Source organism: Pseudoalteromonas sp. SWYJZ98, assembly GCF_015864495.1.
In the GTDB taxonomy this organism is placed as follows: domain Bacteria; phylum Pseudomonadota; class Gammaproteobacteria; order Enterobacterales; family Alteromonadaceae; genus Pseudoalteromonas; species Pseudoalteromonas distincta.
The window spans coordinates 1-10,480 of sequence record NZ_JADYXA010000003.1; the positions used below are offsets into that span (position 1 = coordinate 1).

8 protein-coding genes are annotated in these 10,480 nt (G+C 39.6%); 1 reads left to right on the forward strand and 7 read right to left on the reverse strand.

Annotated features, from left to right (window positions below; translation table 11 throughout):
• Positions 1–128 precede the first annotated feature (128 nt).
• The 5 genes from I6F10_RS02975 to I6F10_RS02995 all read right to left on the reverse strand — a co-directional run bounded on the left by I6F10_RS02975 (position 129) and on the right by I6F10_RS02995 (position 5,389).
• Complete coding sequence (locus tag I6F10_RS02975) at positions 129–557, reverse strand: hypothetical protein (RefSeq protein WP_024605410.1); 429 nt, start codon at positions 555–557, stop codon at positions 129–131.
• A gap of 218 nt (positions 558–775) precedes the next feature.
• Positions 776–2,314 carry a transposase gene (locus I6F10_RS02980; protein ID WP_197098426.1) on the reverse strand — a complete coding sequence of 513 codons (1,539 nt, stop codon included), beginning with the start codon at positions 2,312–2,314 and terminating at the stop codon, positions 776–778.
• Between the two features lie 192 nt (positions 2,315–2,506).
• Positions 2,507–3,130: an AbiU2 domain-containing protein gene (locus I6F10_RS02985; RefSeq protein WP_197098427.1), complete on the reverse strand. Its 624-nt coding sequence runs from the start codon at positions 3,128–3,130 to the stop codon at positions 2,507–2,509.
• A 337-nt stretch (positions 3,131–3,467) separates the two neighbouring features.
• Positions 3,468–4,559 carry an IS91 family transposase gene (locus I6F10_RS02990; RefSeq protein WP_197098428.1) on the reverse strand — a complete coding sequence of 364 codons (1,092 nt, stop codon included), beginning with the start codon at positions 4,557–4,559 and terminating at the stop codon, positions 3,468–3,470.
• Positions 4,556–5,389, reverse strand: a complete 834-nt coding sequence (locus I6F10_RS02995; RefSeq protein ID WP_197098429.1) for a tyrosine-type recombinase/integrase — start codon at positions 5,387–5,389, stop codon at positions 4,556–4,558. Before I6F10_RS02995 ends, I6F10_RS02990 begins: the two co-directional genes overlap by 4 nt.
• A 305-nt stretch (positions 5,390–5,694) precedes the next feature.
• Between I6F10_RS02995 and I6F10_RS03000 the strand changes: the two genes are divergently transcribed.
• Complete coding sequence (locus I6F10_RS03000; protein WP_182733278.1) at positions 5,695–6,663, forward strand: integron integrase; 969 nt, start codon at positions 5,695–5,697, stop codon at positions 6,661–6,663.
• A 190-nt stretch (positions 6,664–6,853) separates the two neighbouring features.
• Here the strand turns inward: I6F10_RS03000 and I6F10_RS03005 are convergent, their stop codons facing one another.
• Together I6F10_RS03005 and I6F10_RS03010 are read right to left on the reverse strand one after the other, a co-directional pair.
• Positions 6,854–9,109 (reverse strand): acyl-CoA dehydrogenase, encoded by a 2,256-nt coding sequence (locus I6F10_RS03005; protein WP_165742504.1) that lies wholly within the window; start codon positions 9,107–9,109, stop codon positions 6,854–6,856.
• A gap of 339 nt (positions 9,110–9,448) precedes the next feature.
• The gene (locus I6F10_RS03010; RefSeq protein WP_165742505.1) at positions 9,449–10,477 is read right to left on the reverse strand and encodes a zinc-binding dehydrogenase; all 1,029 of its coding nucleotides are present in this window, start codon (positions 10,475–10,477) and stop codon (positions 9,449–9,451) included.
• Positions 10,478–10,480: the final 3 nt, after the last annotated feature.

The window sequence follows — 10,480 nt, forward strand, 5'->3', positions numbered from 1 at the left end:
TTTAGTGTCATTGAAAGATATTTGGATCAATATTCATTACGGGAGATGAACCGCCCATTGCGGACCCGCATGATGGGTGGTGTGGGGGCTGGAGGTTAGAGACCTCCGGCTACCCGATTATATTTCAGTTACAACGAGCCTAAATAATCTTTTATTGTCTGTGTTTTAGAACATTGTTCTTTAAATTTGACCTGCTCACTAACACAAATAATATATTCATCACCCAGCTCTACGATAGGTTTTACGTCTTTTACCAAATAGTGCCCTCTAACTTTTTTTAACTGAATTAAGGCATAGTTAAAAGATGTATAATTGGGTAAACCTGTAGAGTGAGTAAAACCGATGAATTCAATTGTCTCTGGTTCTTTTGAAGTGTTAAACCACTCAATCACGCTGTATTTCAATTCAAAGGCTGCATCCATACAAATGCCACTTTCAACAAAGTTATCGCATGATTTTTTACTTTCCACAACTGAAAAAGGTGAACCGATAAATACAACCTCTTCAGCATGCAGGTTAAAAGCAAAAATGAGTAAACTAAATGTGAATATTTTCACTAACCTTTCCCTGAAATATAACGAGCCTGTAGATTAACTCGCTTTTAAATTTGTTTTTTATTGATAAACAAACCATAGCTGAGTTCCTATTTTGGTTCAATTGATTACTGTATTTTTACGCAGAATATAGAAGTGTTTGATATTGTTTTAATTGGCGTTTTGGAAGGGATTTCGGGTGTTTGAGTGGCTTTTATTTAGAGTAAGAGGGCTTACCCTTCTTAATGCATCGTGTTTTGCAGCTTTTCTATATTATGAACAAGGCAATACAGTTGCCATTGCGCATTTACTTTCGCTTGACCCCGTAAGGTCAATTTATTCATGCTTTTATTCACTGTAATGTTCCCGAACACTGGCTCAATACAACCAAGTCGTTTGCTATATTGTCGTCGACCTATGGGGCTGTCTATTTTTACTTTCATTTTGTCTACATAGCTCAGCTTTTTGCGTGATTTATTATTTATAAACTGTACTTGTCGTCCTCTTTCTATCGGTGGTTTTCGCATACATTGCTGTTGTAGTGGACATACTTTGCAATCTTTTAAGTAACCGCAGAATCGTGTGTATTGTTGGTTATGGCTGTTTACATTAACTCCGCTTCGCCACATATCATTACCTGCTGGGCAGCGGCATGTTTGGGTTGCTTCATCATAATGAAAATCGTCTGAGGTAAATAACCGAGGCTTGCCTTTACTGCGTTTTAGTCGGCGCTTTTCTTGCTCAGTTTCGTATGTTTCGCTGGCTTTAAACAGCGGATTTCGTTTTCTAAATTGGTTATCCGCAATGTAGGTATCGAACCCACTTTGCGCCATAAACTCAAGATTTACTTCGCTGTTAAACCCACTGTCTGCGGTGAATTTGATGGTGTGTTTATCTGTCATTTTTTCTGTATTGAGTTTAGCGAGTTGCTGTTTTAATTGTGCAACGGCTGGCTGTAAAGTTTGTTGTTCGCCCACTGAGCCCCACGCTTGTGCTTGCAGGATGATTTGATGTTTATCATCGTTTATCGCGATGCCGTTGTAGCCTTGAATTGTCCCTTTTGAGGTCGTCATCTTCGCACTATCTGGGTCAGTGATATTACTTTTAACAGGCTTGCCTTTACTGCCTGTTTTCTCTTCGTGAGTGGCTAAAAAATCGGTGATTTTATCTGCACTTCTATCCAGCTTTTCTTTTTGTTTTAAGTCCTGAGTTATCAACTCTTCGCCCAGTCCATCTTGTGATTGGTGGCGTTCAATAATACGTTTGCTTGCGCGTTCTAGTTTTGCTTTTTTGCGGCTTAACTCATCGAATGTGCCGCTCCACTCTTTACTCGCATTGGACTTTAATTTACACCCATCAATAGCAAACATGTTGCGGCCTATCAAGTCTTCCTCATCACATATCATCAGCACTTGCGTGAAAAGTGGCTCAATCTGTTCATGCATTTTAGCCACAAAACCCGCTATAGATGTGTAATGTGGCTGGATATCACCCGACACACTCATAAATAAAATATTATGCTCGCAAGCCTTTGCAATCCGACGGCTACTGATAAAACCATGTGCATAGCCCAGTAAAATAATCTTTAGCATTACCGAAGGCGGATACGCAGCAGCGCCCGTTTTGTCGTTGTTATACCACGCGTCAAATCCCGATAAATCGAGTTTATTTTCGACGATATAACAAAGGGCATATTCAAATGTGCCAGGCAAAATTTGCTCAGCGAAATTGATAGGAATGAATTTATTTTGACAGGATAAGTCAGGCTTGTAGTTAGCCATAACAGTTTACCGTGGGTGAATAATATCTATTAGATCACAGCGAACAGATGGATTCAAGGTTAAAAAGCAACCAACCAAGAATAGTTGGATACGTTCCTAAAAAGAGTAATTCTACAGCCTCAACGCCCACATAAAAGGCGAGCGTTAGCGAGTCCAGCCCACACTTTTTGTGGGCGATTTTTGATGTGCTTGTTATATTGCAAATTTTTCAACACTATCCAAAACATATTGGAAATCATCTTTCTGGTAAATTGAGAGTAGCTCATAATTAACACCGTTGTAATGAGCGGTATATTTATTAACAATGGTTTTTGATCTTGATATCAATGCTTCAATGTCATTTACGGTTAATGGGTAGGTTTCCCAGAATGATTCTCCCCTCGATACGAGTTTATTGGAAATATGAGCCACCTCATTATTTCTATGCTTTGTATATAGAGTATTTACTAACGGATCTTTTAGTGAAACCAAGGCGATATCTTGCTCTAGTTCACCATCGGCCAAAGGTACCCTGTTAAACTTATCCATTTCATTAGTCTCAAAGAATTCCTGTTTGCAATGGTACTTTTTAAATTCTTTAAGCCAGCTATTAAGAGTTAAATTATTACTATTGGTTTGATCATAGATCTTACAGAGCGAACACCTAGTTGCTTCAAGGTGAGCATTTAAAGTTAACGACCAGAAATTAGGTGATTTATTCATCCCTTTTTTATGCGAGGGGATTGATGATTTTATAGAGCAATAAAGATCAAAATGCATAGCTGCAGCTTTTAATTCTTCAACCAGCCGCTCGGTTAAATTGTCGAAATTGTGCACTAGACTTTCCTTGCAATATAACACTTTAGTATTTATGCGACACGCAGTTTGTGTTGCATAATCGCTTGTTGGACTGAGGCGCTACCTGCTCGGTGTGTCAGAGTTGGTGTTGTTTATGCTATGGGAATTTGCTTTTTAGAGGCTCTAGCTAAATCAGCTAATTTAATAAGCTTACCTATTATAATTTAAGCTTTCCCTGCATTGCTCAGCGTTTATTATCTATTCATTAAACCGAATGTTTAACCGTTAAGCAAGGATATTTTTCGCTCGCACAGTCGCTATTAGCCTGAGCAATTAAGCAGGTTAACTTATTGATTTGATGCAGCAAGCAAGGCTGCTAACTCGTTCGCGCTATTTTATTTGTCGCCTCATCTAAATTCATCACACCAATAAATCGTAAGGTACCCGTCTTGCATGACTGGCAAGACCAATGGGGTATTAATCGTTCTTGCTCTACCTTCGGCTTCACCGCTTTGCATGGGGTTGCTGATACTTGAGCCTTTATTAACCCTAACTTTCGCTTGCGACATGCATTAGCTAAAAAGCCATAGTGGCGAATGCGCATAAACCCTTTGGGCAATACATGTTGTAAGTAGCGCCGTAAAAATTCATCACAGCTCAGTGTCATTACTTTATCGCGGTTCATATCTGCATAATCTCGGTATTTAAAGCTCACTGTTTCTTCAGTCGCTGACACTAATCGCGATTCTGACATCACGCCTTTTCGGGTATAACGTGCAAGGTAACTGACTAACTTTTCACTGTACGTTAAACAGGCTTTGCTATACACACACCATTTGGTTGGTGTGCTTACCTTCGCGAATGAACTATCGCATTCATTGAGCGCCGCGAGCATTTTCCCTCTAAACACTGTTGATAATGCTTTAACGGGGTATAAATAGCCTTTTTCTATTTCATGCCAGTGCGCTTTATCAAGCACGCCTGCGGGTATCAAGCAATGCAGGTGAATATGCTGACTTAAGTTTTGCCCCCATGTATGCAGTACGCTTGTCATGCCTAATTGGCCATGCCTCTTTCGTTTCGCAAATTTGTTCAGCGTTTGCCATGCGGCTTTAAATAAACAGTGATACAACGCGTTTGGGTTGTAGTGCGCAATGATATTTAACTCATGCGGGAGCGTAAAAACAAGGTGGAAATAGCGACACGATAATAAATCCTCTTGTTGTCTTTGCACCCATTTAGCCGTTGCCATACCTTGGCAACGTGGGCAATGCCGATCTCGACAGCTACATCCAATTTGTTGTACTTCACTACAGTTATCACATTGCCATGCTTGATAACCGAGCTGTCCCGTTCTGCATGATTGAAGGTGTTGGCAGACTCGTAACTGCTGATAACTCATTATGTGGTGCTGCCGATAATTCCCAAGGCCAGAATTTAAAATATCAGCGAGATGCAAGCCGCTCATTGGTTTCCCCAACTTGCGAGCAAATCAATACCACCATGCCCTAATTCAGGTAACCAGTGTAAGTAACTTTGCGTGGTTCTAATGTCACTGTGACCAAGCTGATGTTGAAGTTGATGAAGCGGCATCCCTAACTCAAGTTGATGTGTTGCATAAGCATGGCGTAATACATGTGGATTACAGTGCTTTAAACCACACATTTGTGCATGTTTTTTCAATGCCTTTCTGAAGCTTGAGGGTGACATGGGTTTATCCATTAACCATCGTGAATAAAACATCCAGCCTGTTGGGTGATACATTTTCCAATAGCAACGTAATTGATTTAGCACGCTATCTGATACAACAACATAGCGTGACTTATCTCCTTTACCATGTTCAATTAAAATGGTTTTACGCTGTCCATCGATGTCTTGCACTTTAATACGCAGCAGTTCGCCAATACGCAAACCACATCCATAACACACCACTATCAATGTTTTTAAGCGCATATCGGTGCAACTTTCTATAAGCCGTCGCATGTCATCGCGCGATAAATAAGTGGGTGCGCGAAGTTTTATTTTTGGCAGTACAATATCTAAGTTAAGTGGCCGATGTAAAATATTCTTAAACAAGAACCAAATACTGTTTATCTGTATTTTTTGGCTTGCTCTAGAAAGTTTACGAATCGCAGGATCGTTAAAAAAGGCGTTAAGTTCCTCATCAGTAATCGAATCGAGCGGTTTATTAAAATAATGACTGAGTTTTAGTAAATGTTCACAGTAGCTTTTACATGTACTTTGTGAATAACCAAGATAGGCTATTTCAGTTTTGACTTGTTCAATGAGTGTATTCATTACTTACCTCCAAATATGGGATAACCCCAAGGTAAGTGTGGCTCAAATGGTCAGAATAGGATCTCCGCGTAGCGGCTTAGTTCAACAATTTAATAGTGCGCTCATCGCGCATATTTCTGCCAACGATACGCTCATGTTTTTTATAAATCTTTTTTACCAAATAACTTAATACATTGCTATATATAATTTTTTATTAGCACTCAAACTCTCAATAAAAGACAAAATGCGCTCGCCGCTCATTTTCTTGAATATGTGTGCATCACAACTATACTGTATATAAAAACAGCCCCGTTATTGGTAATAGTATGAAAACACGTTCCCCATTTTTAAATTATATAGCCGATTATATGTTGGTACGTCAGTATTCATTACGCACCGTAGATACCTACCTAAGATGGATTGCATCTTATATCCATTTTCATAATAAACGCCATCCCGCCTCAATGGGGGACAATGAAGTCGAACGCTACTTAGAACATTTAGTGTTAAAGCAAAACGTTGCACCACGTACGCAAGCCACCGCACTCAATTCATTGTCATTTTTATATAAGCACATAATAAAAAAAGAACTCTCATTAAATTTAAATTTTGCCCGTAGTAAAAAACAAGCAAAGCTCCCTGTAGTGATGACCCCAGAGGAAGTTAAAATGTTGATGGCTCATTTAAATAAGCGCTATTATTTAATTGCAGCCCTTATGTATGGAAGTGGCTTAAGAGTAATGGAAGCGGTGCAATTAAGAGTAAAAGATATTGATTTTGATTATAAATGCATTCAAGTATGGAATGGAAAAGGTAATAAACACCGCATTGTTACGCTGGCCACAGAGCTAATTCCTATGCTGAGAAATCAAATTTTGAACGTTGATGACTATTTAAAACTGGATTTAAATAATACGGAATATTCTGGCGTATGGATGCCATATGCTTTAACAAAAAAATATCCAAGTGCCGCAAAATCGCTTGCGTGGCAATATTTATTTCCTTCTCATATATTAAGTTCAGATCCTCAAAGTGGTGAAATAAGGCGACATCATTTTCATCACTCTTGTATTAGAAAAGAGATTAAAAAAGCCGTCCAAAAATCAGGGTTAACAAAAATAATAACACCTCATACATTGAGACACTCTTTTGCTACTCATCTACTGCAAAATGGCGCCGATATAAGAACTGTTCAAGCTCAGCTTGGCCATTCTGATGTTAAAACTACACAAATTTATACCCATGTACTACAGCAAGGTGCTAACGGGGTTGTTAGCCCTTTTTCAAGATTATAAGCGTCTCTTTTTAATCCTCTACAGATACATATTCACTTTCAAACCAATACCGTCATCTATTTCTACTTTAAATAACACATAAAAAAGCCCCGCTTGTTTTTACACAAGCGGGGCTCCACACTAATACTTTTCAACAATAAAAGCGCCGATACTGCGGGCGCTTTGCATTATTGAATTTAATTACTTTAACTTACTGATTAACTACGCTTTTAAGCGGGTTAATCGGCTGTGCGTTATCGTCTAGTAGGTTCATATCAAAATCGAACTCATCTACACGAATCGCTTTTTCACGTTTAATGTTGTAATCAATTAACTGAACGTGCTCAGCTTGCGTGATTACATTTGCCGCTAATGCGTTATCAAGTGTAATGTTAAAACGTGCACCTGGTTTAATTACTTTAGCACGTAATGCTTTTTTAACTTTAGCCAGCTCGCCAAGTGATGCCATTTTAGCTTTGTAAGCTTGCTCATTAATATGATGGCCATCGCCCACTACTGGTTTAACTAAATGCGTGATTTGCGCTTTAAATGCAGTATCAAGCTGAGCTTGCTTAGCTAGTTCGCGGATTAAGTCATCGCTAATTTTTGGCATTTTAGTTGAGTAGTTCATTGTAATGAAACGAATAAACTTACGAGTACCACTTGCAGGGAAGTTATCTAAAAACTTGTGCAGCGCTTCTTCAGCACTTTGTAGTGCAAAGCGAGTTGCATAATGAAAATACGGTGCTGCTTGCTCACGTTCACTACTTGATACTTTTTGCTCGTAGTATTTAATTGACGCCATTGCCGCGTATAAAAAGCTCATTACATCGCCTAAACGTGCCGATAGCATTTCTGCTTGTTTTAACTTACCGCCAAGTACCAATAACGAAAAGTCTGCATATACCGCTAATTTAGCTGATAATTTATGAACAGCTTTTTCGTAGTCGCGTACTTCTGGTAAATCAGAGTTTGCACTTGCTGTAAATGGTAAAACACCTAAGCGGAAAGCACGTAAGCTGTTTGCTGTGCTGTAACCAATTGTTTTGCGTAAAATGCCGTTAAATTCTTTATCTGCGCCTTTATCTTCACTATGGATAGATTCAACCATAGATTGTAAATATGGATGACAACGCATAACACCTTGACCAAAGATCATTAGGTTACGAGTAAGAATGTTCGCGCCTTCTACGGTAATGGCAATCGGCTGAGCAACATAACCACTTGCTAAGGTATTTTGTGGACCGTTTTGAATCGCTTTACCCGCTTGAATATCCATTGCTGAATCAAGCACGTCGCGACCAAGCTCTGTCATGTGGTATTTAGCGATTGCAGTTACTACTGATGGTTTTAAGCCCATGCCTAAGCCTTCAGTTGTAAGTACGCGCATTGCTTCTTGTAGGTATGTTTTACCTGCAATGTCAGCTAGTTTTTCTTGAATACCTTCAAACTGACCAATGGCTAAACCAAACTGTTCACGCACTGCTGCATATTCAGATGCTGATTTAAATGCAACTTGTGCTGTACTAACACCTAGCGCAGGTAATGAAATACCACGGCCAGCACCTAAACAGCTAACCAGCATTTGCCAACCACGGCCGATGTTTTTCTGTCCACCAATAACAAAGTCCATTGGTACAAATACTTTGTTACCACGTGTAGTACCGTTGTAAAAACGAATACCCATTGGGTCGTGACGATTACCAAGCTCAACACCTGGGTGCTCTTTAGGAATAAGTGCACAGGTAATGCCTAGGTTTTCTTTACCACCTAGCAGACCATCAGGGTCAACTACTTTAAATGCTAAACCAAGTACGGTAGCAATAGGTGCAAGTGTAATGTAGCGCTTGTCCCAGGTAATTTCTAAACCAAGGACTTCTTCGCCGTTGTACATACCTTTAGTTACTTTACCAACATCAGGAATACCACCTGCATCAGAACCCGCTTCTGGGCTTGTTAATGCAAAACATGGAATGTCTGTACCATTTGCTAGGCGTGGTAAGTAATGTGCTTGTTGCTCTTGCGTACCAAAGTGAAGTAATAACTCACCTGGGCCTAACGAGTTAGGAACCATTACGGTTACCGCAACTGCTGAGCTTTTAGTCGCAATTGTGCCAACAATAGTAGAGTTTGCATAAGGGCTAAACTCTAAACCACCAAACGACTTAGGAATGATAAGCGAGAAAAAACGCTCTTTTTTCAAAAATTCTAAGATGTCATTTGGTAAATGAATGCCGTTTTGAATCACTGAATCGTCAATCATGCCCAATAACTCTTTTACTGGACCGTCTAAGAATGCTTGCTCGTCTGCGCTTAATGTAGCAGCAGGTACGTCGCGAAGTGCACTGAAATCAGGTTTACCTTGGTAGATAGAACCTTCAAGCCATACATCACCCGCGTCTAGCGCTTCTTGTTCTGTGATAGAAATACTTGGTAATACTTTTTTTAGTTTTGTACGTAAACTCATGATTGAACTCATCCGACCAGCTAAATAATAACTACATTACGTCATAAAAAATCGTTTAGATCAATTACTCTATTCAATTAATTAACAGTTTTTTCAATTTATTTTCTTTACCTGAACGTAAACTGTTGAAACACAAAGGCTTACAGTTGTACGCTGAAAAAAAGTATTTTAGCTAAAATGATGAATAAAACAGCAAAAGCGCTAGCGCTGTATCTATTTTTTTATGGGCATAAAAAAACGCAGCACAAATAGGCTACGTTTTTATTCAATTTGTAGAGGCTATATTATCAGTTAATCTAGCTAAAACTACCTAAATTTAAATCAAATTGTATAAGCGCTTCACTTAGCAACTTTAACAACTTGCTTGCCGGTAAAACCACCAGCAAGTTGTTTATTAAGCGCTTGCGATACTGACTCAGCACTAAAATCTACGGGCGTTATTTCTGGGTGTTTAATGTCGCCACTAACAGCGCCTTCAAGTAACAGGTTGCCCATAAAACTCAAACGTTGTTGTGCACATAAACTATTAGCAAGCCATGCTCCACCAATCGATACAACGCTAATATTGGGCGCTCGGTGATACATTAAGTCTCGATCAAAACAAGGTAGCGGATTTAAGCAGGCAATACGTCCGCAAAAACGCATTAACTCAATATTACGCTGAGTACACTCACCACCTATCGTATCAATAACCGCATCAAAGCCTTGTGGGCCAAGTTCTCTGCGGATTTTTTCGCATAGCTTTTTATCGCTATAGTCAAAAACCACATCAGCGCCTAGCTGCTTAACCAACTTATGGTTACGCTTTGATGCCGTGGTAAATACATCTGCACCACGATGCTTTGCATATTGAATAGCAAACTGCCCTACCGCTCCGGCTCCGCCTTCAATAAAAATAGTATCGCCTTCACTAATGCCTATTTTATCTAAGCTGATGAGTGCTGCCATACCGGCGCATGGAAGTGTTGCTGCAATGGCCGGATTTAAACCGCTTGGCACAACCGACACTGCAAAGTTAGATACTTTGGTGTATTCGCTCAAAGCACCTTGCTCACCAATGTTGGCATGCCACATAACGCGCTCGCCAACATTTGGAAACACACCTTTATTAGCTTTAACCACAACACCTACGGCGTCTAAGCCTAAAATATGTGGATACTGCCATTTACAAAAGCCTGTTTTAGCAAATTGACCATCAACTGGATTTAAACCAACGTACTCTACTTTTACAAGCAGCTCGTTATCTGCACAGTCTGGAACAGGCAGCTCAGCATCCGCTAAGTCAATTGCTTCATTTGGTTCTGGCAGTACAATAGCGCGCATTGTTTGCGGGATAATGTATTCATGTAAATTTTCAGTATTTGGCATCAA

Excerpts from the sequence above, each read along its gene's own strand:
- I6F10_RS02980 (WP_197098426.1), bottom strand. The coding sequence starts at position 2,314 with ATGGCTAACTACAAGCCTGACTTATCCTGTCAAAATAAATTCATTCCT.
- I6F10_RS03010 (WP_165742505.1), bottom strand. The coding sequence starts at position 10,477 with ATGCCAAATACTGAAAATTTACATGAATACATTATCCCGCAAACAATG.
- I6F10_RS03005 (WP_165742504.1), bottom strand. The coding sequence starts at position 9,109 with ATGAGTTTACGTACAAAACTAAAAAAAGTATTACCAAGTATTTCTATC.
- I6F10_RS03000 (WP_182733278.1), top strand. The coding sequence starts at position 5,695 with ATGAAAACACGTTCCCCATTTTTAAATTATATAGCCGATTATATGTTG.
- I6F10_RS02990 (WP_197098428.1), bottom strand. The coding sequence starts at position 4,559 with ATGAGCGGCTTGCATCTCGCTGATATTTTAAATTCTGGCCTTGGGAAT.
- I6F10_RS02995 (WP_197098429.1), bottom strand. The coding sequence starts at position 5,389 with ATGAATACACTCATTGAACAAGTCAAAACTGAAATAGCCTATCTTGGT.